The following is a 23,939-nucleotide window of genomic DNA, read 5'->3' on the forward strand; positions in this document are numbered from 1 at the left end:
CCCTGGAATCTCGCGCCGGCCTAGGGCGCGTCCTCCACGTCGAACTCCTGGGCGCCGTCCGTCGTCTCCCGCGACGACGCGGCGGCCGCGGCGATCGCCGCGGCCACGGGCGACGTCGGGGTGGCGGACGACGACGCGGCGGCGGCAGGCGGTCGCGCGGCGACGGCGGGCGCGGCGACGGTCCCGGTGGCCGACGCCGGCTGGCCGGCGGGCGGGACCGCGGCGGCCGGGGTCGCGGCGGCGACGGTCGCGGCCGCCTCCGCGGCGACCGCCGCCGCGGACGCGGCGCGCTCCCGGGCGCGCGCGGCGCGGGCGCGCTCGCGGGCCGCGCGGCGGGCGGCCGTGCGCCGGGCCGCGCGGGCGTCGGCGCGGGCCTGCGCGGCCGCGCGCTCGCCGGCGTCCGCCGCCGCCTGCACCGCGGCGCTGGCGACGGCCCCCACGGACGCCGAGGCCGTCGCGGGGCCCGCGTCGGTCGCCGGCGATCGCCCGCTCTGCAGGGCGGCGACCGCGACGGCCGCCGCGACCACGCCGGCGACCGCCCCGCCCGCGACCAGCCGCGTGCTGCGCTGCGCCGCGCGGCCGCCGCTGCGGGCGGCGCGCGATCCCCCGGCCGACGCCGAGGTGGCGGCGGCGGTGCCGCCGGCGCCCAGCCCCAGCGCGGTCGCCAGCCACGGCAGCCCGACGGGCGGGACGAGCGCGGACAGGCCGCGCAGCTGCCGCACGAGCGCCCGGCAGCCGGGGCAGCCGCGCAGGTGCGCGAGCGCCAAGGGCATGCGCTCGCCCTCCGGGTCCAGCACGTCGAGCGCGTAGGCGGTGACGAGCGAGCGCTGCTCCTCGCACCAGCGACCCGCCGTCACCTGGCCGACGAGCCCGGCCAGCGTGCGCGAGACGCCGTCCATGATCTTCTCCATCCGCGGCGGCGAGACGCCGAGCGCGGCGGCCGCCTCGCGGCGCGTCAGGCCGTGCAGGTAGCAGAGCGCGGCGGCCTTCCGCTCGCGCTCGCCCAGGCGCTCGCGCAGCCCCTGGACGACCTCGCGCAGGCGCCGCTCGTCGTCCAGCCGATCGACGACGTCGGGCGCCGCGTCGGGCAGCGCCGCGTCGGGGTCCAGGTCGGCGTGGCGGTCGGGGTGCATCCGCCGGTACTCGTCGACGGAGCGGTAGTAGGCCGCCTGCGTCAGGAAGCCGCCGAGGCTGTCGATCCGCTCGCCGCCCGCCAGCTTCGCGTGCAGCGTGTGCCACGCCTGGTTGTACGCCGCGTCCAGATCCGCGTCGTCCAGCGTCATCCCGCCGCGGGCGAGCTTGGCGGCGAGCGCGGCGCGCACGGTCGGACGCAGCCGGTCGTACTCGGCCGCGATCGCCTCGTCGGCCCGGCGGCGAGCGCGCCGCGAGTCCCGCGAGACCGCGGCGTCCTCGCGCAGGCCGGGGCGCTCGAGCGTCGTCACGGGCGCACCCGCACGATCGCGGTGCGGCTCTCGGCCCGCGCCCACGGACGGTCGCGGGCGGCGGCGACGACCAGGCGGAAGCGGTAGGCGGCCGGCTGCAGCGTGCGGACGAAGCGGTGCTTCCAGACGACGGTGCCGTCCTCGCCCGTCTCGACGGTGCCCACGGTGGTCCACCGGCCCCGGACGATCGCCTGGACGTCGACGGACAGCGACGTGCCGCCGGCGCCGTCGACCGTGCCGCGGAAGCTGGCGATCCCGCCGTTGCGCAGCGGGCGCGACGGGGCGTCCAGGCTGACCCGCAGCGGCGCGACCACGTCGGTCTCCTCGGCGTCGCCGAACGCCGCGTCGTCGACCACGGTGGCGCGCAGCACGCGCGAGGTCGTCGAGGCCGGCAGGGCGAACGACCCGTCGGCGCCCGTCGTGACGCGCGCGACCAGGCGCCCGCGCCGGACGGCGGTGCCGATCGCGCGGGCGCGGACCTCGAGCGTCACGCCGGCCGCCGGCGTCCCGTCGGACCAGCGCGCGGTGCCCGTCGGGCGGCGGCGGGGCGACGCCGGGACCTCGTCGGGCAGGCGCAGGACCACGCGGCGGGCGCCCGGCGCGGGCGCGGCCGGCGTGGCCGGCGCGGCGGGCAGCGGCACGACCGAGGTGGGCGTGGGATCGGCGGGCGTCGGAGCCGGCGTCGGGTCGACGGGCGTAGGGGTCGGGTCGATCGGGGTCGGCGTGGGGGTCGGGGTCGGGGTCGGGGTCGGGGTCGGGGTCGGGGTCGGGGTCGGGGTCGGGTCGACCGGGGTCGGCGTCGGCGTCGGCGTGGTGGGCGTCGCGACGAAGAACATCGCGTCGCCGCCGTCGCGGGTGTTGCCGGCGGCGTCGGTCACCCGGACGTCCGCGGTGTGCGCACCGGGCCCGTAGGCGTCGACGTCGATCCCGAAGGTGCGCTCGGCGGCGAGCGGGCAGGGCGCCGCCACGACGTACGGCACGACGCAGGTGCCGGTGCCGACGGCCGACTGCACCACGGTGCCGTCGATCCGCAGATCGACGCGGGCGACGCCGCCGCCGACGTCCCCCACGGGCACGGTCATCGTGCGGCGGCCGGTGACCGGGTCGGCGGCGTGGATCGTGCCGGACGACAGGCCGACGGTCGGCGGGTCGGCGTCCCGGACGTCGACGGCGCTGCGGTGCAGCGCGACGCTCGCCGGGGCGTCGTCGGCCGGCGCGCAGCCCGCCCGGGTCTCGCAGCCGGCGGTCACCGCCAGCCCGGGCAGGGCGAGCGGGGACGCCTGCAGGAGGTTGTCGTCGTGGTCGAACGGGGTCACGCCCCCGAACGCGCAGCCGAGCGGGCTGTTCCGGCACCCCTGGCGCACGGGGCCGGGCCCGAGGCCGTCGCCCTCGGCGACGCCGGCGCCGAACGTGGAGCCGTCGCCGGTGGGGCCCGTGCGGGCGTCGAGCCACAGCCGGTAGCCGCTGACGACGCCGCCCGGGGGCAGCACGAACGCGTAGCCGCTGCGCGCGCCGGGGCCGGTGTCGTCGCCCATCCCCAGCGCGGCGGTCAGGTCGCCGCCGGCGGCGCAGTCGTCGGTCCGCACGCCGCTGGTCCCGCCCGGCCGCCACGCGGTGGTGGGCAGCGGCTGGCCCTGCGGCCCCCGGCAGGACCACACGGTGTAGAAGGGGCTGTTCGTCGACGCGGACGCGGGCGCGGGCAGCAGCGCGGCGAGGGCGAGCAGGACGGGCAGGACGAGCGCGGCTGGTCGGGACCGGGGCATGCCCCGAGTCCACCACGGCCGCCGCGCCGTTCCGAGCGGTCTGGACGGCGACGGACGCCCGAACCGCGATCCTGGACGATCGGGCGAGGCGTCGCCCTGGACGTCCTTCCGCTCAAGACCTGGGCGCTCCGGCCGAAGGGCGGCGTCCGCCGCGGAGCCGCGGGGGGGGCGTTCGGCGGGCTCGGCCGACAGGCGGACGAACGGCCGCGCGCGGCGGCCGCCGACCCGCCGAGGCCCATGCTCCCGTCCGACCGCCCTGCCCCCTGCCGCCCCGCGACCGCCCCGGGGGTCCGCGCATGAGCTGGCTCGCCTGGCTGGCGCTCGGCCTGACGCTGTGGGCGGCGGTGAACGGGGCCGTCGTGGTGGTCGCCGTGCGCGTCGGGCGCCGGCGCCGCGCGGCCCGGTCGCCGCGGCGCGAGCGCGACGACCGCGCGGGCGGGGCCGCGGTCGCGGGCTAGCCGCGCCCCGGAGCGCTCCCGCCCGCCCCCCGCGGGCGGGCGTCGGGGCGCCCGTCCGCGGCGGCCGGAGCCGGTCACGGCCGCCCGTCGAGCCCGTCGACCTCGGCCGCCGTCGGGATCGGGCCGCCGCCGTCGGGGATGAGCCGGCCCTGATCGCGCCAGCGCACCGCGGCGTCGAACCCGTGCTGCTGCGCGAAGTCGACGAACCAGCGGCCCTCGGGCGAGTGCCGCGTGACGCCGTCGAAGAACGTCGCGAGCGTCTGCGTGCTCTGCAGGCCCATGTTGTCGAGCGCCTGGTTGACCATGAGCTTCTGCATCGCGAGCTGGTTGGTCGGCACGCTGGCCATGCGCCCCGCCAGGCGGTCGACGGCGGCGTCGAGCTCGTCCGCCGGGACCGCCTCGATCACGAGCCCCCAGTCGCGGGCCTGCCGGCCGTCGATCGTGTCGCCGGTCAGCAGCATCCGCTTGGCCCGCTCGGCGCCCAGGCGGTACACCCACATCGCGGTCGTCGGGCAGCCCCACACCCGGGCGGGCATGTAGCCGATGCGGGCGTCCTCGGCCATGACGACCAGGTCGCAGCAGAGCGCGATGTCGCTGCCGCCGGCGACGGCGTACCCGTGGACCTTGGCGATCGTCGGCTTGAGCGACCGCCACAGCGAGAAGAACGCGTCGGTGTTCGCCCGCATCTTGCGGTAGTCGCGGATCGGATCCCACACCGCGCCCTGGTGCTCCTCCCCGCCCTCGGCGTAGCGCTTCAGGTCGTAGCCGGCGCTGAACGCCCGCCCGGCCCCCTGCAGGACGATCACGCGCACGTCGTCGTCCTCGTTCGCGTGCGCGACGGCGGCGGCGAGCTCCCGGGCCATCTCCCCGGTGATCGCGTTGAGCCGCTCGGGCCGGTCGAGCGTGATGTAGGCGCGGCGGTCGCGGCGCTCGTAGCGGAGGGTCTCGGCGGTGAACGGCATGCGCGTCTCCTGTCGGGCCGCGGCGGGCGGCGGGGCTGGGCGGCCGCGACCGTTTCACAGTCCGCTTGGACTGTCAACGTCGGGACGGGCCGTCGGCCGCGGCGGGCGGGCCCGCTAACGTGCGGCCGTGATGGCGGGGACGGTCCGGACGGCGCAGCGCGAGCGCACCCACGCCCGGCTGCTGGACGCCGCGATCGCCTGCCTGCTGGAGGACGGCTACGCCGCGACGACGAACCAGCGCATCCAGGAGCGGGCCGGCGTCTCGCGCGGGGCGCTCCTGCACCACTTCCCGCGCAAGTCGGCGCTGCTCGTGGCCGCGGTCCACCGGGTCGCGGACGAGCAGCTCGCGCGCCTGGACGGCATCGGCGCGCCCCCGCCCGGGGCGCCCGGCGCCTTCCGCGCCACCGTCATGGCCGTGCAGCGGGCGATGAGCGGCCCCGCGTTCCTGGCCGCGATGGAGCTGTGGGCCGCCGCCCGCACCGACGAGGAGCTGCGGCAGACGCTGTTGCCGGCGGAGCGGCGCCTGGGCCACGCGCTCCGCGCGCTGCTGGCGCCGCACCTGGGCGGCGAGGACGCCGGCCTGGAGGTCGACGGCCTGCTCGCGCTCCTGCGCGGCCTCGCGCTCACGCAGACGCTCAGCCGCGACCCGGAGCGGGCCACGGCGGTCGTGGGCGCCTGGGTGGATCGCCTGGCGGCCGACGGCGGGGCCGCCGACCCCGGCCGAGCGGACCGGGACTGACGGCGCGTCCGCCCGACCCGCCGCACGGGCGCGCCGGGTCGGTGCGGCCGCGACCGGGGCGGCCCGCCGCTAGCCCTCGGGCTCGAGGCCGAACTCCGCCTGCGCGTCCGTGACCGGCCCCTCCGGCCGCGCGGACCCGCCCGCCGGGGCGGACGTGGACGTGGCCGGCGGGGCGGAGGCGGTCCCGCCCCCGGCGGCGGACGTGGACGTGACCGGCGGGGACGGGGCGGCCGGCGGGGACGCGGCTGCGGCGGGCGTCGTCGGTGCCGGCGACGACGCGGCGCTGCCGCCGGCACCGGCGGACGAGCCGCTCGGCGCCCCCGCGGCGGGGGCCGCGGACGCCCGGGCGGCCGCGGCGCGACGGCGGGCCGCCGCCCGGCGCGCCCGCTCGCGACGCGCGGCGCGCTGCGCCGCGGCCCGCCGCGCCCGCCGGCGCTCGGCGGCGACCGACGACGCGGACGACGACGGCGCGGAGGAGGACGCGGAGGACGCGGAGGACGCGGAGGAGGAGCCGGATCCGGCGGCGGAGGCCGAACCGGACGCGGAGGCGGCCCCGCCGGCCGATCCGCCGGTCGACGCGCCGCCGTCCCCGGATCCGCCCGCGGTCAGGGCGACCGCGCCGCCGGCCAGGGCCAGGCACGCCGCGATCGCGGCGGCGACGAGCACGCCCGTGCGGCGACCCTCGCGCGCCGCGCGCCGCGCGGCGGCGGTGCCGGACGGCGACGCCGTCCCGCCGTCGCTCTGCGCCCCCGCGGCCAGGCCGCCCACGCCCCCGGCGCCCACGCCGAGCGCGGCCCACGGCAGCGCGGTCGGCGGGACGAGCGCCGCGATGCCGCGCAGCTCGCGCACGAGGGCCCGGCAGGCCGCGCAGCCGCGCAGGTGGGCGAGGGCCAGCGGGTAGCGCTCGCCGTCGCGGTCGAGCACGTCCAGGGCGTACGCGGTGATCAGCGAGCGCTGCTCCTCGCACCAGCGGCCCGCGGCGACCTGGGCGGTGATCGCGGCGACGCTCTTGGAGACGCCGTCCATGATCTTCTCCATCCGCGACGCCGAGACGCCGAGGACGGCCGCGGCCTGCGGCCGGGTGTAGCCGTGCAGGTAGCAGAGGGCGGCGGCCTTGCGCTCCCGCTCGCCCAGCCGCAGGCGCAGGCCCTCCATCACCTCGCGCAGGCGGCGCGTGTCGTCCATCCGGTCGTCGACCGCGGGGCCGTCGTCGGCGAACTCGATCTCGGGCGCCACGTCGGCACGCCGGTCGGGGTGCAGCCGCCGGTACTCGTCGACCGACCGGTAGTAGGCCGCCTGGGTCAGGAAGCCCCCGAGGTTGTCGATCGCCTCGCCGCCGGCGAGCTTCGCGTGCAGCGTGTGCCACGCCTGGTTGTAGGCCGCGTCCAGATCCGCGTCGTCCAGCTCGACGCCGGTGCGGCGCAGCTTCGACCGCAGCGACGCCAGCGTCTTCGGCCGCAGCCGCTCGTACTCCTCGGCGATCGCCCGGTCGGCGCGCAGGCGGGCGCGCCGCGACGCGCGGCCGACCTCGGGCGCCTCGCGCAGCCCGGCGCCGCGGGCCCCGGCCGTCACGGCAGCACCCGCACGATCCGCCGGGCGCTGACGGTGCGCCGCCACGGGCGCTGCCGCGACGCGGCGGCGACCAGGCGGAAGCGGTACTCGGCGCGGCGGCGCGTGTTCGTGAAGCGGTACTTCCACACGACCGTGCCGCGGCTCGTCGTCTCGACGGTGCCGACCGTGCTCCAGCGGCCACGGACGATCGCCTGCACGTCGACCGGGATCCCGGCCCCGCCGGCGCCGGTGACCCGGCCGCGGAAGGTGGCGACGCGGCCGTTGCGGACCGCGCGCGACGGGACGGTCAGGCGCAGGCCGAGGCGGGCGACGAGCTCGGTCTCCTCGGCCGCGCCGGTGACGCCGTCGTCGGCGGGCGTGACGCGCAGGATCCGCGACTCGCGGGTGCGCGGCAGGGTGAAGCGGCCGGAGGACGACGTCCGCACCCGCGCCACGCGGGTGCCGCGCGCGACGGGGTCGCCGAACGGCCGGGCGCGCACCTCGAGCGTGACGCCCGCCGCGGGGGTGCCGTCGGCCCAGCGCGCGACGCCGCGGGTGCGGGACCGCTCGGGCAGCGTGATCCGCTCGGGCAGGCGCAGCACCACGCGCCGGGCCGGCTCGGGCGTCGGCGTGGGGACGACGGGCGGCGGGTTCGGGACGGGCGCGGCGACGACGAACGACGTGGGCGCGCCGTCCGTGGCGTTGCCCGCCGGGTCGATCGCCCGGGCGACGAGCTGGTGCGGGCCGGGCGCGAGCGCGGCCGTGTCGACGACGAGGCTGCGCTCGGTGGCCAGCGGGCACGGCGCCGCGGCGGCGTACGGCGGCACGCAGGCGCCGCCGCTGTCGGCGGCGGCGACCAGCCGGCCGTCGACGCGGGCCTCGACGCGGGCGACGCCGCCGCCGACGTCCGACGCCGGCACCGCGACGACCTGACGGCCGGTGACGGGGCCGTCCAGCAGCGGGCCGCCGAGGACCCCGACCGTGGGCGCCTCGTCGTCGCGCACGTCGACGGCGCTGCGGTACAGGTCGACCGTCCCCGCCGGGTCCTGGGTGGCGGAGCACCCGGCCGGCGTGGCGCAGCGGACCGCGATCGCCAGCCCGCGCAGCGTCGTGCCGTCCTGCGTCAGGTTCGCCGGGTCGTCCGGCGCGCCGGGGACGCCCCACGTGCAGCCCGCCGGCGCCGCGAGGCAGCCCGTGCGGAAGCCGTGGACGCCCAGGCCGTCCGTCTCGGAGAGCCCGGCGGCGTACGAGGACTGGTCGGCCGGCAGCGGCGTGGGCGTCGTCGGCGCGACCGTGGCCGCCATCCAGGCGCGGTAGCCCGCGATCGTGGCGCCGGGCGGCAGCACGAACCCGAACCCGCTGATGGCGTCCCCGTCGGCGTCGGCCTGCCCGAGGGTGGCGCGCAGCGCGCCGCCGGCGGCGCAGTCGTCGGCCGTCGTGCCCGCGGTGCCGCCGGCCTGCCAGGCGACGGTCGGCGCGGGCGCGCCCTCGGGGCCGCGGCACGACCACACGGTGAACGTGCCGGCGTCGGCGTCGGCGGCCGGAACGAGCGCCGCCAGGGTCAGCGGCAGCAGGCCGGCGAGCAGGAGTCGGCGGAGGACGGTCATGCGGGGCGCTCCACGCGGACGCCGCGGACGGCGGTGGCGGCGACGCGGCCGGGGGCGGTCGCCCGCGCTCGCACGCGCAGCGTCGCCGGTGCGCGGCGCTCCAGCCGGACGGCGAAGGTCCGCCGGCGGGCGGCGCGCGGGCCGAGCGCGGCCACCGGGACGCACGGTCGGGCGCCGGCGGCGAGCCGCACGCCCCGGGGCAGGACGACGCAGATCCGGGCGCCGCGGACGGTGGCGGCCGTGCGGTTGGTCACCCGCACGGCCAGCCGGGCCCGGCCGCCCGCGCGCACGCGCGCCGGGGCGGCGACGGCGACCCGCAGCGGACGGCGGTCGGCGGTGCGCGCGACGGGCGGCTCCGGGACCGGCGCCGCCGGCCGCGTCCGTGCGGCCGAGCCGACGGCGTCGGTGGCCGCCGGCGGTCCGGCGGGATCCGGGGCCGGCGCCGGGTCGACGGCGCGCAGCGTCGCGTCCGCGGCCGGCGCGTGCAGGCCGTCGACGGTGGCGTCCGCGGCCCGCACGACGAACGTGCCGGCCCGTGCCGGCACGACGGGCACCCGCACGCTGCAGGCGACGTCGCCGGCGCCGGTGGCGCCCGTCACGGACACGCGCGACGGGCTGTCGGCGCGCACCGTGGCGCCCGCGCAGTCCGTGCGCAGCGGCTGCGAGGCGACGGTCAGGCCCGCCGGCAGGTCCTGCGTCAGCCGCCAGGCCGGCTTGGCCTCCACGTCCTCCGAGTTGCGGACGGTCAGCGTCAGGACGGTCGGCCGGCCCACCGGCGCGGACGGGGCGGAGAACGCGGATTCCATCCGCGGGATCCCGATCAGGTGGACGGCGATGTCGTCGACGTAGCCGTCGTGCTGCGGGGCGGTGACGAGCGTCGCGGTGACCGTGACCAGCACCGAGCGCGTCCCGACGGGCACGGCGTCCTCGGCGCGACGCGCCACGAAGCCGGTGACGTTGCCGCGCTCGGCCGGCAGGACCGGCTGGAGCTCCTGCCGCAGCAGCGTGGCGCCGTCGGCGTCCCGCCACTCGGCGACGACGCCCGTGCGGTCCTGCTGCGCGTTGTACCCGCCGAGGAAGGCGCTCAGGCGACCGCGCACCGTGCCGGTGTCGATCGCGGCGACGTCGTCCGCTCCGAGCGCGATCGTCTGCCGCACGACGCTGACGGGGACGCCGTTCGGGCCGTGGAGCAGGTACGCGCCGCCGGCGAACGTGCCGCCGCCGATCAGGACGGGCCCCGGGTACCCGCCGCGGCCGTAGAGCTGCCGGACGAGCCCGCCGGACTGCGCGGTCCACTCCGGTCCGGGCGCGGTCTCGCCGTCCCCGCCGACGACGAGGTTGCCGCCGGTCATCGCTCCGGCCGGCGCGGGCACGGCCGCCAGAAGCACTGCCGCTGCCGCGACCCCGAACAGCCCACCGAGGCCCAGACGCATGGTCCTAGTACACCACGCCGTCGCGCGGGACCGCATCAGTGATCGTCCGGCCGTCGGCTGCGGGGGTTCCCGGGGCACGGGGGTCGCGCGGGGGCCGGCGACGCCCGTCGCCGCGACGGGCGCCGCCGCCCGAGGGCACGGGCGGGTGGTCGGCGCGGGCCGGCGCAGGGGGTCGGCGCGACGGGCCCATCATCGGCTGATCCGCACGACGGTGCCGGGGCCCAGCCGCGCGCGCAGCCAGCGGAGCGTGCGGTTGTCGACGCGCACGCAGCCGTGCGAGCGCGCGGACCCGAGGGGGTCGCCGAGTGCGGCGGGGCCGCGGCCGTGGATGGCGACGACGCCGGGGCCTCCCCCGTAGTCGTCGAGGACGTTCGAGTAGGCGGTCAGGTGCAGCGCCCCCGGGCCGATGAACCCGCCGGGGTCGCGCTGGTGCGTCGTCTCGTAGACGGCGAACGTGCCGCGGGGCGTCGGCGTGGCCGGCGCGCCGACGACGACGCGGGCGCGTCGCACCAGGCGGCCGTCGCGCAGGACGCGCAGCTCGCGGGCCCCCAGGCGGACGCGCACCGCCCACGGGGAGCGCTCGGCCCGCACGGACGCGGCGGGGAGCCAGCCCCGGGTGCCGTTCGGGCGGACCGGCAGCAGCACGCGGACCCACGCGCGGCCACGGTCGTCGTAGCGGGCGCCGTCGATCGTCAGGCGCGTGGCCTGCCCGGCGTAGCGGGTGCGCACGCCGGCGCGCCAGACCGCCCGGCCGCCCGGGCGGGCGCGGGCGACGGCGGGCTCGAGCAGCTTGGCGACGAAGGCCCCGGACGCGCCGGGGCGCCGCACGCGGATCGCGGCGCCCGGCGTGCCGGGGGCCGCGAGCGCCGCGCGCAGCGCCTGCGTCTCCGCGGCCCCGCCGCCGTCCGCGGCCGAGGCCGCGGACGGCGGGACGGCGGCCAGCGCCGCGACCGCGAGGGCCGCGGCGGCCGCCGCGCGCGGGTGCGGGCCGCGGCCCGCACCCGTGCTCAGGGCGCGGCGGATCATCCGGTGACGTACGACCCGGAGAGCGCCGTCGGGGCGACGGCCTGCACGCGGACGGAGCGCCGCGCGCGGGCCGTGCGGACGCCCGTCGCCGACGCCGTCGCGCGGTTGACGACGGTGCCCGTGCGGGCCTCGCGGTCGACGCGCAGCGTCAGGGTGCGGGTGACGGCCTTGCCGGGGGCCAGGCGCCGCGCCGTCCAGCACACCTTGCCGCCGCGCAGGCGGCCACCGCCGCGCGAGACGACGGTCGTGCCCGCCGGGAGCGTGTCGCAGACGCGCACGCGGTTCGCCACGGCGTTGCCGCGGTTCTTCACCGTCAGGCGGTACGTGACGGTGCGCCCGGCACGGACGACCTTCGCGGACGCGCGCTTGACCAGCGACAGGCGGGCGACGCCCTGCTCCTGCTCACCGGCGACGAGCGGCGGCGTCGGCGGGGCCGGCGGCGTCGTCGGCGGGACGGGCGGCTGCTCGGGCGTCGTCGGCGGCTGCACCGGCGGGTCGCCCGGGCCGATCACGATGCCGGCGTCGATCGTCAGGTCCTGACCGTCCTTGCCGGTCGGGGACGGGTCGGGCAGCACGATCTCCTGGCTGCGGCCCGTCGTCGCGTCGGCGTCCGAGTCCTCCGCGGCGCCCACGCCGTCGGCGCGCGTCGTCGTGAAGCGCGTGCCGGTCGGCAGCCCATCCTTGTGGAACGTGACGACGTAGCGGCCGCTGACCAGGTCGTGCACGCCGGCGTCCTGCCCGGCCTGCGTCGAGCTCGTGAACAGGTACTTGCCGTCGGCGTCCGTCCGGGTCTCCAGCGAGATCTCGCGGCCGTGCTTGTCGGTGCCCGTCAGGGTCACGCGCACGTTCGGCAGCGGCTTCTCGTCGGCGTCCTGGCGGCCGTCCTGGTTGGCGTCCTCCCACACGTAGTCGCCGATCGAGCTGGCGACGACGCGGATGGTGCGGACGTTCGAGACGGCCCCGAGCGAGCCGCCGGTGTAGCGGACCGCGGCGGTGTTGGAGTACAGGTCGCCGGACGCGTTGCCGCGCGGCTGCAGGCGGACGTCGAAGTCGACGTCCTCGCCGGCGGCGAGCGGGGTCGTCCGCTGGACGCGGACGGCGGTGGCGTCCTCGAGCGCGTCGGGGCACCCGGCGTCGCCGAGCTCGGACTCCAGGCACCAGTCGTAGCCGGCCGGCAGCGGCCCGTAGCCCGTGCTGGACTGCGGGTCGGTGGCGGCGAAGACGGCCGCGGGCGGCGCGTCGGTGTAGCGGACGGTCTCGCCGTCGGAGACGTCGACGCCGGCGAGCGGGACGGTCCCCGCGAACGCCGTGGCCGGGTCGCGGCCGACGGTCCCGCCGTGCGTCTGGCCGTCACCCGCGAACGGCAGGACGTCGATGACGTCGACGCCGTTGGCCGCGTTCTCGGTCAGGTTGGCGTACGTGACGGTGTAGCGGAGCGCGTCCTCGGGCTCGACGAACAGCTGGCGGGTGCTCTTGGACACCCGCACGCCGCCCGGCGACTGCAGGCGCACGGTCTGGCGCGAGAAGTGCTGGTCGCCGGTCGTCGTCGGGTTCGTGGGGAACTCGTCCAGGCCGTCGGTGTCCTCGGCGCTGTCGACGATGGCGCCGTTGACCAGGTCGCCGGCCTTCGTCTCGACGGTGGTGGCCCAGTACGTCAGCTGCGGCTCCTCGCCGCGGACCATCTTCGGGATCCGCCAGGTCAGGATCTCGCGGCCGTCGGCGTCGGTGGAGACCGTCGGCGCGATGCCGTCCGGGCCGGTGGGCGCGGAGGCGTCGAACTGCATGCCCTCGGGCAGGCGGTCGCGGACGACGACGTTCGTCGCCGTCGGGTTCGCGATCGCGTCGCTCGGGGTGCTCACGCGGGGCGACAGGCCGAACTGCACGCGGCCGCCCGAGACGATCGACACCGGGCTGCCGGGGTTCGCGGCGGGCGTCAGCGCGACCTTCTGCAGCGACACGGTGATGCCGTTCACGCGGGCGCGGTCGCCCGTGCCGCGGTCACCGTGGGTGGCGGGCGCGTAGCCGCTGGCCTTCCACGCGCCGCCCTCGGCCTGCGTGCCGAGGAAGTTGGCGACCGTCGTGCCGTTCGGCGCGTCGGCGGCGACCTTCATGTTCGCCAGGAAGCTCAGCGAGACGTCGGTGAACTGCTCGGGCAGGTCGCGCAGCAGACGGATGCGGATCTTCGTGACCGTGCCCAGGTCGGCCGGCGGGGTGGTCGTCCAGGTGTCGGACGCGTCCGTGCAGGCGGTGCGGGCGCGGTCGGCGGCCCAACGGGTCTCGTCGTCACCGGTCGGCGCGGCCTCGGTGCCGTACTCGACGACGTAGTCCTCGCCGGCGGTCCAGCCGGACGGGACGGAGGCGGCGCGGACGGGGGCGGCCCCGGCGTCCAGGCCCTCGCGCGTCAGGCTGAGCGTGCGGCGGTCCCACACGTCGCACAGCGCGCCGGTCTGGCGGCGGCCGGTGATCGTCAGGCGCGTGGAGATGCGCTGGCCGGCGAGCACCTGGCCGTTGCCGTCGTCGTCCGCGGTCTGGGTGGCGAGCCGGCCGTCGGTGGCGGTGCGCAGGCGCTTGCCGAAGCGGATGCCGCCGAAGTCGACGCCGCTGTCGGCGGTCAGGTTGTAGGCGCGGGAGTTGTTGCCCGCGTCGTCGCCCTCGAACGGCACGCGGTCGCCGTCGGCGGCCTGCGCCCCGGCGTCGAAGCGGTCGATGACGTTGACCGTGTTGCGCTGGCGCTCGTCGCCCGTGATCACGTCGGTGCGCGGCACCCGGACGCGGAGCGTCAGGTGCGCCACGTTGGGGTTCGTGGACGAGGCGCCGTTGCGGAGCTTCGTGATCGTGATGCGCACGCGCTTGCCGTCGAGCACGCACGTCGCCTCGGTGCCCTCGCGGTTCCCGCAGCCGACGAACTCGACGTTCGGGCTGATGCCGGACAGGTCGTCCTCGAGCGTGATCGGCACGTCCGGCAGGGCGAAGCCGCGCTGGCCGTAGGTGCTGCGCCGCGACTGCGGCACGACGACGTCGATCGGGTAGGCGATGTCGTAGTCGGCGGTGTTCGCGTTGCCCGCGCGCGAGATCGACGGCTGGTTCTTCTGGAAGTCCAGGAACGGCGCCGAGCGGATCGTCACTGGGCGCGGCGTGGCCTTCGCGGCCGGCGACTCGGCGTCGCCGGAGTGCGCGACGACGGACACGGCGTCCGCCGGGGCGGTCGCGACCGTGCCGTCCGCCACGCCGTCGGCCGACGCGGTCAGCGTGAAGTTGAGCGTCGTGCCGGTCTGGCCCTTGCCGCCGGAGGGGACGAACACGCAGGTCAGCGTGCGGCCGTCGATCCCCCAGCCCGGGCCCTTGCAGTAGGCGGGCACGTCGTCGGCGCGCCAGGACAGGCCCTCGGCGAGCGTCTGCTTGAACGTCACCTTGTCGAACGTGCCCTGCTGGCCCGTCGTCTCGTTGACGTTGACGCTCCAGCGGTAGGAGACGGTGTCGTTCGTCCGCACGACGTCGTCGGAAGCGGTCGTGTCGCGGCCCGGGCCGGCGGTCGCGTCCCACGGGGCCGTGCCCGTGACGGACTGATCCAGGGCCACCTGCGTCGACAGCGCGGCGTCCGCGGCGGCGGGCACCGCGGCGAGGGCCGCGACGGCCACGAGCGGGGCAGCGGCCCGCAGCATCCGCCGGCGCCCGCGGGGACGGTCGGATGACGGCACTGTTCGCGGCGTTCGAGGAATCGGGTTCTCCATGCTCTCTTCTCTTGGGACGGGGGATCACGGCGCCGCACGGCGCGACGCCTCCGGGGCCTTGTCGGGGCGGGCGCGGGATCTCCCCCCCCCCTCTGTTTTCGGAGGGGGCGGCGGGGCGGGCGGGGGCGGGCGCCGAGGCGGGGGAGCGGGGCGGGGAGCGGGGCGGCGGAGCGGGGCCGGGGAACGGGGCGGGACGCCGCGGGCCGGGGAGGGCGCGGGCCGGGAGACCAGGGAGGGCGAGACCGCGGCGGGTCCGGGCCGGAACACCAGGGAGGGCGAGACCGCTGCGGGTCCGGGCCGAAACACCAGGGAGGGCGAGACCGCGGCGGGTCGGGGCCGGTCGGGGCCGCACAGAGGCGGGCGGCACGCTGGGTCGGCAGCGCCGGACGAGGCGTCGGCCGGCAGGGCCGGCCCAGGCCCGGCGGGATCAGCTCAGGCCGGGCGGGGCCGGCGAGGCGTCGGCCGGCGAGACCGGTCCCGGGCCCGGCGGGATCAGCTCAGGCCCGGCGGGGCCGACGAGGCGTCGGCCGGCGGAGCCGGTCCCGGGCCCGGCGGGGCCTGCTCAGGCCGGGCGGGGCCGACGAGGCGTCGGCCGGCGGAGCCGGTCCCGGGCCCGGCGGGGCCTGCTCAGGCCGGGCGGGGCCGGCGAGGCGTCGGCCGGCGGGGCCGGCCCAGGCCCGGCGGGCCCTGCTCAGGCCCGGCGGGGCCGACGAGGCGTCGGTTCGCGGGGCGCGGCGGGGTCGATCGGCGTCGCGACCCGGGACGTGGGGCCGATCGGCGTCGACAGCCGACGCACATCGACCCCACCCCTGAACGCCCGACGCACATCGACCCCGCGGCCGCCTCGACGGGACCGTCGGCGTCGCCGCTGACCCCGGGCACCCCGCCAGCCGTCCCGCCGCCCGTCGCCGCCCCGCTGCCCGACGCGCCTCCGCCCCACGCCGCCCCGCCGTCCCGCCAAGCACCCCGTCGCGCGCGTCCGCCCCGTCCCGCCGCCGCCTCCACGCCGTCCCTCCGCTCGACGCGCCTCCTCGGCTCCCTCACGCCCCTCCGCCTGCCGCGCGCCTCCGCCCGCCGCGCCCCTCGGCTCCCTCGCGCCCGCCGCCTGCCGCGCGCCTCCGCCCGCCGGGCCCCTCCGCTCCCTCACGCCCCGCCGCGCGCCGCGCGCCTCCGCCCGCCGCGCCCCTCCGCTCCCTCACGCCCCGCCGCCCGCCGCGCCCCTCCGCCTGCCGCGCGCCTCCGCCCGCCGCGCCCCTCCGCTCCCTCACGCCCCGCCGCCCACCGCGCGCCTCCGCCCGCCGCGCGCTCCGCCCGCCGCACCCTCCGCCCCGTCGCGCCCCGCCGCGACCGCCGCCCCGGCTCGATCGATCGGAAGTTCGAATCGCCGGCGCAGCGCGGCCCTCGGCGGGCGAGACTGGAGCCGTGGACCGGCAGGGAGACGGGGGAAGCGCGGCGTACGAGGACATCCGGCGCCGCATCGAGGGGCGGATCCGGGAGCTGGCGCCGCTCGTCGAGGAGGACGAGCGCCTGCGGGCCGTGCTGCGCGCGTTCGACGACGCGCTCGGCGGCGAACGGCCCGCCCGCGAGCGCGTGCCGCAGCTGGCGGCGCTGGTCGCGGAGCGCCCCGGCATCAGCCAGCGCGACGCCGCCCGCGAGCTGGGCCTGGAGCGCACCGCCATCTATCCCGTCGTACGTCGCGCGGTGGCCCGGGGCCAGGTCGTCAAGCGCGACGGAGCGCTGCACCCCGCGCGGTCGCGGTCGGGGCCGATCGGGACTTCGAATCGACGCGCGGCCGAGGCGGCCTAGTGTCCTGCCGGGTCCCCGTGGAGGGGGAAGCCTCGCCGCCCGGCAGGCCCACGGGACCCCGTTGGACCCGGTTACGGGGGGCGCCGCGCCACGGGTGGCGGCGCCCCTCGGCTGCTCGCCGTCCTCCCGACGCGTCCGGTGCCCCGCCCCGGCCGGCACGGCCTGCGCCCCGGCCAGCGGGACCCGCCGGCCCGCCGGCCAGGGCCTGACGTCCCCGTCAGCGCGGTGCGCCGGCGGCCGGCCAGGGCCCGCCGTCCCCGCCAGCGCGGTCCGCCTGCGGCCCAGCAGGGCCTGCCACCCCCGCTAGCGCGGCCCGCCAGGGCTCGCCGTCACCGCTCGTGCGACCCGCCGTCCGCGTCGGCCTGCCCGGCGGCGAGCGCGTTGAAGCGGTCGGCCTGCGCCAGCAGCTCGCGCGCGTGCGGGAGCAGCGCGGCCCCGGCGGCCGAGAGCGTGACGCGGCCGCCGCCGCGCACGAACAGCTCGACGCCGAGCTCCTCCTCGAGTCGCCGGATCTGCTGGCTGAGCGTCGGCTGGGACACGTGCTGTCGCACCGCCGAACGGCCGAAGTGCAGATCGCGGGCCAGCTCGACGAAGAAGCGCACGCGGCGCAGGTCGGCGGTGCCGCGCGGGGTCACGCGGCGGCGGGGCGGGACGTGGGCGGCGCGACGGCGCGGCCGGACGGGCGGGGTGAACGGAGCGAGCATCGGAACATGAGGCCGGCGCCGGGTCGCGGTGGGCGGCGCCTCCGGGGCCCTGTCGCGGCCGCCCCCGCGCTTCCCCCCCCTCGTGTTCGGCGGCCCGGGCCGCGGGCGGGGACGGCCCGGGGCGCGGCCGCCGGTGCCGGCGGACGCGCCGCTCGGCGCCCCCGCGGCGGCGGTCGCGGCCGCCCGGGCGGCCGCGGCGCGGCGGCGGGCCGCCACCCGGCGCCCGCTCGCGGCGCGCGGCCCCGCCCGCTGCCGCCCGGCGCGTCCGCCGACCCACCGCGGCCGCGCGCCCGTCCCCGCGACGCAGTCCGTGGGGGGGCGTCGCGCACCACGTCGCGACAGGAGGGCGGATGCCCCACACCGAACCTCCACCGGCGCTCGACCACCCCGGCCCCGCGGCGCGCTTCGTGCCCGCGCACCCCGGCAACGCGCGGCTGGCGCTCGAGCTCATCACCCATCCGTCGCTCCCCTACGCCCCCGAGGTGGACCTGGCGCCGCGGCTGCGTCCGCTCGTGCGCGAGGCCGCGCTGCTGCTGCCGCCGCTCGCGGCCGCCGCGCACGGGTTCGGGCTGCAGCAGCGGCTGGAGGAGGACCTGGACCTGCCGACGCTCGACGTCACCCGGGCGCGGCTGCAGGGGCACGCCGCCGGGATCGTGCGCCGCTTGCTGACCGCCGCCGCGCTGCTCGGTCCGCCGCCGGAGCCCGCGACGTGGTTCGACCAGATCGTCGTCGCCGCCCAGCGCGGGGCGCTGCGGGCCCGGATCGCGGTGCGCCCCGCGGCGGAGCGCCTGACGGACGACGTCGCGTCGGCCGTCGTCGACGCGATGGCCCTGGCGAGCGCGGGCGCCCCGTTCCAGCCGGCCGGCGACCCGGCGCTCGGGTGCCTGCTCGTCGCGGGCGCCGGTGACGCGCTGGCGCTGTTCGTCCTCGCCGGCGGCGGGGTGGCCGACCACCCCGCGCCGTAGCGCCGCCGCGGCGGCGCCCCGGCGCGGGCGGGGTCAGACCGTCTCGGGCGCCGCGTCGCCCGCCGGGCGGCGCGCCCAGGCGGGCCGGCCCTCGACGGCGCGCTCGGCGGCCAGGCCGAACCCGAACGCCAGCGTCGCCCACAGGATCGCCTGGGTGCCCAGGTTCGCCAGGCGGAAGTCCCACAGGATCTGGGGCGGGAAGCCGGCCCGGACCTCGTTCTGCGCCGGCAGCGCCAGGTGCGCGACCGCGATCAGCAGCGCGAACAGCACGGCGCCGGCCGTCAGGCCGTTGCCCGCGCCCCAGCGGACCGCGACCTGGCGGCCCAGCCGCACCGCCGCCACCACCGCGACGAGGGCGATGATGATGAGCACGAAGAACCACTCCGTGCGCTCGTTGATCGTGTCGCCCGAGCCGACCGCCGGCGGGTTGGCCGGGTACTTCGTCAGCGGGACGAGGACGGTGGCGAGGAAGCCGAGGCCGCAGATCGCGGCGACGGTGGCGCGGGCGCGCAGCCGGCTCGCGCGGCCGTAGGCGATGCCGAAGACGAGGGACAGGAAGCCCCCGATCGCCACGGAGAAGACGAGGACGCCGACGCCGAGCCCCCACGTCTCCTGGACGCTGCGGGTGACGACGGGCGCCTCCTCGGCGGCGCCGGGATCGGCGGCCGCGGCGGCGGCCTCCTCGACCGCGATGGCGGCGCGGACGGGCGGCTCGCCGACGAAGTGGGCCCAGAGGAACGCGAGCGCGCCGGCCACCAGGCCGGCGATCATCCCGCGCACCAGGAGCGTGCGCATCATGCGGGTGTGCTCCGCTGTCGCTCGAGGATCCCCGCCTAGTGGCAGGGGAAGCCGAGCAGGTGGCGGGCGTCGTGCACGAACTCGTGCACGCTGGAGCCGGCGAAGACGCTGGTCGCGCCCTCCTCGGCCCCGACGAAGTAGATCGCCAGCATCAGGACGACGCCCGCGAAGATCCAGTAGGGCAGCAGGCCCTTGAGCGAGACGACGGGCGCCGGGACGGCGGTCGGCTGCGCGGCGGGCTCGATGGCGGCTGGAGTGCTCATGCTCGGTCCTTTCCGGGATCACGCGTCCCGGTCGTGGGATGGGCAGGCGGGGCGAGTCTCTGGCTCCCGGGCCCGAAGGCTCCGGTCACAGTGGCGCGACCGCGCCGGTCTTCCACCGGCTTCCTCGCGCCCCCCTGCGGACCGCGTCAGCATACCGGGCTCGTGACGCACGTCACGATCGCCGGTCGCGTTGCGGCGGGGTTGCGGGCATCACAGGAGCGCCAGCGCGCCGCCGACGGCGATCGGCGCCCAGGCGAGTGCGCACGCCGCGGCGATGCCCACCGCCACCGGCCCCACCGCCCCGCGCGCGGGGCCCGTCCGCGCGATCTCGCGCAGGAGCCAGGGCGCGTGCACCGCGCCGCACGCCAGCCACGAGAGGCCGGCGCCGACCAGGGCGGCCCACGCCAGCGGCGCCGCGGGGAGCAGTGCCACGGCCGCCAGCATCGTCGCCGCGGCGACGGGCACGCACGCCGCCCGGCGACGGGCGAGCGCCCGGTCCCGGCCGGCACGCGACGCGGACGGCGGACGGACGGGCGCGACGGGCGCCGCCACGGGGCCCCGCGACCGCGGCACGGCCGACCGGGGACGGCCGACGCGCGCCGACGACGGGGCGTCGGCGGCGCCGGTCGCCGGGCGGGCGAAGGTGTCCTCCGGGACCGAGACCTGCATGGCGGCGCGCATCACCCGGCTGTCGGCCGCGAGCCCCGCCATCCCCCCCCCCCACGCGTTCGCCGGGACCGCCGCCGGAAGGGGGAGACCAGAGCTCGGGCCGGCGCCTCAGTCGCGCTCCCGGCGCAGCGCCCCGTAGAGCAGCGCGCCCGCCGTCGCGCCCAGCAGCGGCCCGACGACGAACACCCACAGGTCGTCCCAGTGGCCGGCCACCAGGTCGGGACCGATCGTCCGCGCCGGGTTGACCGACGTGCCGGTGACGGGGATGCCGACGAGGTGGATGGCCGCGAGGGCGAAGCCGATCGCCAGCGGGGCGACGCCGGGCGTCACGCGACGGTCGGTCGCAACGCTGACGATGACGAACAGGAAGATGGCGGAGAGGACGACCTCGACGAGCAGCCCCGACCCCACGCCCACGCCCTCCGCGACCGCGTTGTTGCCGAGCGTCTCGGCGTCCGGGAAGACCCCCTTCAGGGCGAGGGCGGCGAGGATCGCGCCGACGAGCTGCGCGGCGACGTAGTGCGGCAGCTCGCGGACGTCGTGCCGGCCGATCGCGGTCAGGGCGACGCTGACCGCCGGGTTGAGGTGACCGCCCGAGACGTGGGCGGTGGCGTAGATCGCGGCGGCGATGCCCAGGCCGAAGGCGAGCGCGATGCCGGCGACCTGCAGACCCGCGGCGTCCCCCGGGACGGCGCCGGTCAGCGCGACGGCGGCGCCGCAGCCGAGGAAGACGAGGATGAAGGTGCCGATGCCCTCGGCGAGGGCGCGGACCGCGAGCGGTGGCGCGGTCGGCTCGTGCGGGTCGGTGGTGCTCATGGAGCGCTCCTGGTGGTCGTGGTCCCGCGCACCGGGCGCGCGCGGTGACGCCGTACGCGTACCACCGGCGTGGGCGGCCGTGCGCGTGGCGGCCGGTTGCGTCGTTCCCGGCGCCGGGCGGCCACCGTCGAGGGCCGCCCGGCAGTGGAGCCGGCCGCGGAGCCGGCCGCGGAGGGGCCGCGGCCGTGTCGTGTCCGTGCGGGCGGGGCGCTGGCCCCGCCCGGCGTCCGTGCGTGTCTAGCCCGTCACACCTCCCGCCTTCAGGCCCGTGCCGCCGACGCGGACCGTCCGACGGGCGCGGGCGGTCAGGGCGTTCGGGGACGTGGCGGTGACGACGTTCGTCCGCTTGCCGCTCGTGCCGCGCAGGGCGCGCGCGGTGAGCGTGAAGCTGACGCTGCGGCCCGCGCCGAGCGACCGGACGGTCCAGCAGCGCCGGCCGTTCGAGAGCGTGGCGGGCGCCTGCGAGCGCACGTGGACGAGGCCCGACGGGAGCGTGTCGCAGACGCGGACGTCGCGCACGGCGCGCCGCGACGGGTTGCGCACGCGGATCGTGTAGGTGACGGTCCCGCCGGCCGCGACCGCGGCGCGGTTCGCGCGCTTGCTGAGCACGAGCGCGGGCTTCTCCACCCGCACGGTCGCCGTGCCGGTGTTGTTGCCCGGGTCCTCCGTGCTGCCGGGGGGCGGCACGACGGTCGCGGCGTTGCGCGGGGAGCCGGCCTTCACCGCGGTGGCGCGGACCGTCACCGTGACGGCCTGGCCGGGCGCGAGGGTGCCGATCGCGCACCGGACCGCGTTGCCGGTCACCGCGCAGGTGCCCTGCGGCGTGGTGGCGGCGGTGACGTCCAGCGCCGACGGCACGGCGTCGGTGACGAGCACGCCGGGCGCCGCGTCGGGACCGGCGTTGCGGGCCACCAGGCGGTAGGTGACGACGTCACCGATGCGGACCGTCCGGCGCGACGCCGACTTCCGCATCGACAGGTCGAAGCGCGGGACGGCGCGCGGGGTGGCCGGCGGCGGCGGCGTGGTCGTCGTCGACGTGCCCGTGTCGTTGTCGGGGTTCGGGTCCTGCGGACCCTCGACCTTCGCGGTGTTCGTCAGCGCGGCGGCCCACGTCTGCGGGGCCTTGCCGGTGACGGCGATGCGGGTGCGCTCGCCGACGGCCAGGGCGCCGACCGCGCAGGTGACCGTCCGGCCGGCCACGGTGCAGCCGTCCGTCGTCGTCGCCACGTCGGTGACGCCCTCGGGGACCGTGTCGGTGACCGTGGAGCCCGTGCTCGGCGTCGGCCCGTGGTTGGTCACCTCGAGCGTCCAGGCGATCTCGGCGCCGGGCTGCACCGTCGCCGGGCCCGTCTTCGTCAGCCCCAGGTCGGGGGCCGGCGGCGTGGTCGTCGTGTGCTCGTCCGTGTTGTTGCCCGGATCGTGATCGGGGTCGTCCCCGGTCACGGTCGCGCGGTTGGTGAGCGTCGCGTCGTAGAGCGGCGGGGCCGTGCCGGTCACGACGATCTGCGTGGCGTCGCCCGCGGCGAGGGGACCGACGACGCACGTGACCTCCCGCGCGACGACCGTGCAGCCGGGCGTGGTCGTCGCGACGTCCGTGACGCCCTCCGGGATCGTGTCGACGACGGTCGAGCCGCTGCTGGCGCCGGGGCCGGCGTTGCGCACGCCGATCGTCCACGTGATCGCGCCGCTGCGCTCCACCGTGGCGGGGCCCGTCTTCTCGAGGACCAGGTCCGGGTTCTCGACCACGAGGTCGGTCGGCGGCGGCGGGGTCAGGCCGACGACGTCGACGTCCTCGTTCGTGTGCGTGCCCTCGACGTCCGAGGTGACGTTGACGGAGACGGTGCACGACGCCTGGTTCACGCGCAGGTCGCCGCGGACGGCCACGTCGCCGCCGCCCGGGGTGACGTCGACGACGCCGTTCTCGCACGTCGTCGCCGTGGCCGGGGTGTCGGCGACGGTGACGCCGGCGGGCAGGTGGTCGACGAACGACCAGCCGGCCTTGGCGCCCAGCTCGCTCGTGTTCGTGATCGTGAAGGTGGCGCGCGAGACGCTGCCCGTGGTGACCGTCGCGGGCGAGAACGTCTTGTCGAGCGCAGGGGTGGCGTCGAGCACGCGGATGTTGTCGAAGCCGGCGTCGTTGCCGCCGCCGGACGCCTGCCCGTTGCGCATGCGGATGCCGAGCGACGGCCCGTCGAAGAGGACGGCGGCGTTGCCCGCGTACGTGCCCGTCCGGTACTCGCTCGCCCCGGTGACGCCGACGGCCGGGGCGGTCACCGTGCGGCTGCCCGCGTCGTTGCACGGGTCGATCGGCGTGGTGAAGGTGGGGATCTCCTGCGTGCCGTCCAGCAGGTAGAACTTGAACAGCGCGTGGTTGGCGAAGCAGTTCGTCTCGGCCGCGTCGACCGAGAACGTGATGAAGCGGCCCGTGCTCAGCAGCGGGATCGGCGTCGCCGTCTCGAACTGGACGTTGTCCGCGCCGGGGTCGCCCTCGGTGTACGCCGACACGGCGTGGTTGCTCGCGTTGCCGCCGAGCGCGTGGGCGATCTGCCGCACGCGGTCGTAGCTCGTCTGCAGGTCGCAGCCCGCGGCGCCCTGGGCGGCGTCGGGGCTGGAGAAGCGCAGCACCACGCCGTTGCAGCCCGTGAGCCACTCGGGGTCCGCCGTGTAGGCCCGCCCGCCGGCGCCGACGTAGTCGTCGAGCAGCACGGGCGCGTCGCCGACGCCGTTCTCGAAGTTCTCGGTGTAGATCGTCCGCGGGGCCTCCGGGACGCCGGGGGCTGCCTGCGCGGCCTGCGCGGCGCCGCCCGTCAGGGCCACGACGGCGCCGGCCGCCAGCAGCGCGCGCCACCAGCGACGCCGGGAGCTCGCCGCCGTCCGCCGTGATGTCGTGCCGTCGGGTCGCGGGGGTGGTGATGCGGTCATGGGAACCTCGGGGGGATGGGTGGTCGTCGCCGGACGGCGCGATGTGGTCGTGGGCGGGCCCCGCCCGTCGCCCGGAGGGCGGGACGTGGCCCCGCCCGGGGGCGACAGGTGGGCACCCGGCCACGGTGTGTGCTGGTGCGCCGCGGGGTCGACGGGGTGTGCGGGACGCCGCGACCGTAGCCCCGGCCACGACGCGAGCGGAAGGGCCGCGGGCTCCTTCACCCGGGTGATCGCGCACGACCCGGAGGGCGGTCCGACGTGCACGCTGCACACATCCCGAAATC

General features: G+C 78.8%; 18 protein-coding genes and 1 riboswitch. Of the genes, 4 read left to right on the plus strand and 14 right to left on the minus strand.

Annotation, left to right across the window (positions count from 1 at the left end; genetic code table 11):
* Positions 1-20: 20 nt before the first annotated feature.
* Together J3P29_RS00175 and J3P29_RS00180 are read right to left on the minus strand one after the other, a co-directional pair.
* On the minus strand, positions 21-1,442 hold the full coding sequence (locus tag J3P29_RS00175; RefSeq protein WP_210490952.1) for a sigma-70 family RNA polymerase sigma factor: 1,422 nt from the start codon (positions 1,440-1,442) through the stop codon (positions 21-23).
* Positions 1,439-3,205, minus strand: coding sequence for a hypothetical protein (locus J3P29_RS00180; protein WP_210490953.1), 1,767 nt, complete (start codon positions 3,203-3,205; stop codon positions 1,439-1,441). The genes J3P29_RS00175 and J3P29_RS00180 overlap by 4 nt, the downstream gene beginning before the upstream one ends.
* A gap of 296 nt (positions 3,206-3,501) precedes the next feature.
* On the opposite strand from J3P29_RS00180, the gene J3P29_RS00185 reads away from it, so the two are divergent.
* Positions 3,502-3,663 carry a hypothetical protein gene (locus J3P29_RS00185; protein ID WP_210490954.1) on the plus strand — a complete coding sequence of 54 codons (162 nt, stop codon included), beginning with the start codon at positions 3,502-3,504 and terminating at the stop codon, positions 3,661-3,663.
* A gap of 74 nt (positions 3,664-3,737) precedes the next feature.
* On the opposite strand, the gene J3P29_RS00190 is transcribed toward J3P29_RS00185, so the two are convergent.
* Positions 3,738-4,625: a crotonase/enoyl-CoA hydratase family protein gene (locus J3P29_RS00190; protein ID WP_210490955.1), complete on the minus strand. Its 888-nt coding sequence runs from the start codon at positions 4,623-4,625 to the stop codon at positions 3,738-3,740.
* Between the two features lie 130 nt (positions 4,626-4,755).
* On the opposite strand from J3P29_RS00190, the gene J3P29_RS00195 reads away from it, so the two are divergent.
* A complete protein-coding gene (locus J3P29_RS00195) occupies positions 4,756-5,364 on the plus strand; it encodes a TetR/AcrR family transcriptional regulator (protein WP_210490956.1) in 609 nt (202 codons plus the stop codon).
* Positions 5,365-5,433: 69 nt separating this feature from the next.
* Here J3P29_RS00195 and J3P29_RS00200 read toward each other — a convergent pair whose 3' ends face one another.
* The 5 genes from J3P29_RS00200 to J3P29_RS00220 form a co-directional block, all read right to left on the minus strand.
* The gene (locus tag J3P29_RS00200) at positions 5,434-6,936 is read right to left on the minus strand and encodes a sigma-70 family RNA polymerase sigma factor (protein ID WP_210490957.1); all 1,503 of its coding nucleotides are present in this window, start codon (positions 6,934-6,936) and stop codon (positions 5,434-5,436) included.
* Positions 6,933-8,522 carry a hypothetical protein gene (locus J3P29_RS00205; RefSeq protein ID WP_210490958.1) on the minus strand — a complete coding sequence of 530 codons (1,590 nt, stop codon included), beginning with the start codon at positions 8,520-8,522 and terminating at the stop codon, positions 6,933-6,935. Before J3P29_RS00205 ends, J3P29_RS00200 begins: the two co-directional genes overlap by 4 nt.
* Complete coding sequence (locus tag J3P29_RS00210; RefSeq protein ID WP_210490959.1) at positions 8,519-9,955, minus strand: hypothetical protein; 1,437 nt, start codon at positions 9,953-9,955, stop codon at positions 8,519-8,521. Before J3P29_RS00210 ends, J3P29_RS00205 begins: the two co-directional genes overlap by 4 nt.
* A gap of 189 nt (positions 9,956-10,144) precedes the next feature.
* Complete coding sequence (locus J3P29_RS00215) at positions 10,145-10,981, minus strand: L,D-transpeptidase (protein WP_210490960.1); 837 nt, start codon at positions 10,979-10,981, stop codon at positions 10,145-10,147.
* A complete protein-coding gene (locus J3P29_RS00220; protein ID WP_210490961.1) occupies positions 10,978-14,643 on the minus strand; it encodes an SdrD B-like domain-containing protein in 3,666 nt (1,221 codons plus the stop codon). Before J3P29_RS00220 ends, J3P29_RS00215 begins: the two co-directional genes overlap by 4 nt.
* A 1,491-nt stretch (positions 14,644-16,134) precedes the next feature.
* Between J3P29_RS00220 and J3P29_RS00225 the strand changes: the two genes are divergently transcribed.
* The gene (locus J3P29_RS00225; protein ID WP_210490963.1) at positions 16,135-16,518 is read left to right on the plus strand and encodes a hypothetical protein; all 384 of its coding nucleotides are present in this window, start codon (positions 16,135-16,137) and stop codon (positions 16,516-16,518) included.
* A 329-nt stretch (positions 16,519-16,847) separates the two neighbouring features.
* Here the strand turns inward: J3P29_RS00225 and J3P29_RS00230 are convergent, their stop codons facing one another.
* On the minus strand, positions 16,848-17,222 hold the full coding sequence (locus tag J3P29_RS00230) for a LysR family transcriptional regulator (protein ID WP_210490964.1): 375 nt from the start codon (positions 17,220-17,222) through the stop codon (positions 16,848-16,850).
* A gap of 350 nt (positions 17,223-17,572) precedes the next feature.
* Between J3P29_RS00230 and J3P29_RS00235 the strand changes: the two genes are divergently transcribed.
* Positions 17,573-18,187, plus strand: a complete 615-nt coding sequence (locus J3P29_RS00235) for a hypothetical protein (protein WP_210490965.1) — start codon at positions 17,573-17,575, stop codon at positions 18,185-18,187.
* A 33-nt stretch (positions 18,188-18,220) separates the two neighbouring features.
* Here J3P29_RS00235 and J3P29_RS00240 read toward each other — a convergent pair whose 3' ends face one another.
* From J3P29_RS00240 to J3P29_RS00260, 5 genes are all read right to left on the minus strand, one after another.
* A complete protein-coding gene (locus J3P29_RS00240; protein WP_210490966.1) occupies positions 18,221-18,985 on the minus strand; it encodes a CbtA family protein in 765 nt (254 codons plus the stop codon).
* Between the two features lie 35 nt (positions 18,986-19,020).
* On the minus strand, positions 19,021-19,248 hold the full coding sequence (locus tag J3P29_RS00245; RefSeq protein WP_210490967.1) for a CbtB-domain containing protein: 228 nt from the start codon (positions 19,246-19,248) through the stop codon (positions 19,021-19,023).
* Positions 19,249-19,280: 32 nt separating this feature from the next.
* A riboswitch (cobalamin riboswitch) is annotated at positions 19,281-19,409 on the minus strand.
* 49 nt (positions 19,410-19,458) lie between these two features.
* A complete protein-coding gene (locus tag J3P29_RS00250) occupies positions 19,459-19,680 on the minus strand; it encodes a hypothetical protein (RefSeq protein WP_210490968.1) in 222 nt (73 codons plus the stop codon).
* Between the two features lie 345 nt (positions 19,681-20,025).
* Positions 20,026-20,733 (minus strand): MIP/aquaporin family protein, encoded by a 708-nt coding sequence (locus tag J3P29_RS00255; protein WP_210490970.1) that lies wholly within the window; start codon positions 20,731-20,733, stop codon positions 20,026-20,028.
* Between the two features lie 237 nt (positions 20,734-20,970).
* Positions 20,971-23,655 (minus strand): DUF11 domain-containing protein, encoded by a 2,685-nt coding sequence (locus J3P29_RS00260; RefSeq protein ID WP_210490971.1) that lies wholly within the window; start codon positions 23,653-23,655, stop codon positions 20,971-20,973.
* Positions 23,656-23,939: the final 284 nt, after the last annotated feature.

It is taken from the genome of Patulibacter sp. SYSU D01012, from assembly GCF_017916475.1.
Lineage (GTDB): Bacteria > Actinomycetota > Thermoleophilia > Solirubrobacterales > Solirubrobacteraceae > Patulibacter.

What these genes read in the sequence shown, in the direction of transcription:
- J3P29_RS00245 (WP_210490967.1), bottom strand. Translation starts at nt 19,248, where the DNA reads ATGAGCACTCCAGCCGCCATCGAGCCCGCCGCGCAGCCGACCGCCGTC.
- J3P29_RS00180 (WP_210490953.1), bottom strand. Translation starts at nt 3,205, where the DNA reads ATGCCCCGGTCCCGACCAGCCGCGCTCGTCCTGCCCGTCCTGCTCGCC.
- J3P29_RS00240 (WP_210490966.1), bottom strand. Translation starts at nt 18,985, where the DNA reads ATGATGCGCACGCTCCTGGTGCGCGGGATGATCGCCGGCCTGGTGGCC.
- J3P29_RS00230 (WP_210490964.1), bottom strand. Translation starts at nt 17,222, where the DNA reads ATGCTCGCTCCGTTCACCCCGCCCGTCCGGCCGCGCCGTCGCGCCGCC.
- J3P29_RS00235 (WP_210490965.1), top strand. Translation starts at nt 17,573, where the DNA reads ATGCCCCACACCGAACCTCCACCGGCGCTCGACCACCCCGGCCCCGCG.
- J3P29_RS00220 (WP_210490961.1), bottom strand. Translation starts at nt 14,643, where the DNA reads ATGCTGCGGGCCGCTGCCCCGCTCGTGGCCGTCGCGGCCCTCGCCGCG.
- J3P29_RS00185 (WP_210490954.1), top strand. Translation starts at nt 3,502, where the DNA reads ATGAGCTGGCTCGCCTGGCTGGCGCTCGGCCTGACGCTGTGGGCGGCG.
- J3P29_RS00210 (WP_210490959.1), bottom strand. Translation starts at nt 9,955, where the DNA reads ATGCGTCTGGGCCTCGGTGGGCTGTTCGGGGTCGCGGCAGCGGCAGTG.
- J3P29_RS00195 (WP_210490956.1), top strand. Translation starts at nt 4,756, where the DNA reads ATGGCGGGGACGGTCCGGACGGCGCAGCGCGAGCGCACCCACGCCCGG.
- J3P29_RS00260 (WP_210490971.1), bottom strand. Translation starts at nt 23,655, where the DNA reads ATGACCGCATCACCACCCCCGCGACCCGACGGCACGACATCACGGCGG.
- J3P29_RS00205 (WP_210490958.1), bottom strand. Translation starts at nt 8,522, where the DNA reads ATGACCGTCCTCCGCCGACTCCTGCTCGCCGGCCTGCTGCCGCTGACC.
- J3P29_RS00190 (WP_210490955.1), bottom strand. Translation starts at nt 4,625, where the DNA reads ATGCCGTTCACCGCCGAGACCCTCCGCTACGAGCGCCGCGACCGCCGC.
- J3P29_RS00215 (WP_210490960.1), bottom strand. Translation starts at nt 10,981, where the DNA reads ATGATCCGCCGCGCCCTGAGCACGGGTGCGGGCCGCGGCCCGCACCCG.
- J3P29_RS00255 (WP_210490970.1), bottom strand. Translation starts at nt 20,733, where the DNA reads ATGAGCACCACCGACCCGCACGAGCCGACCGCGCCACCGCTCGCGGTC.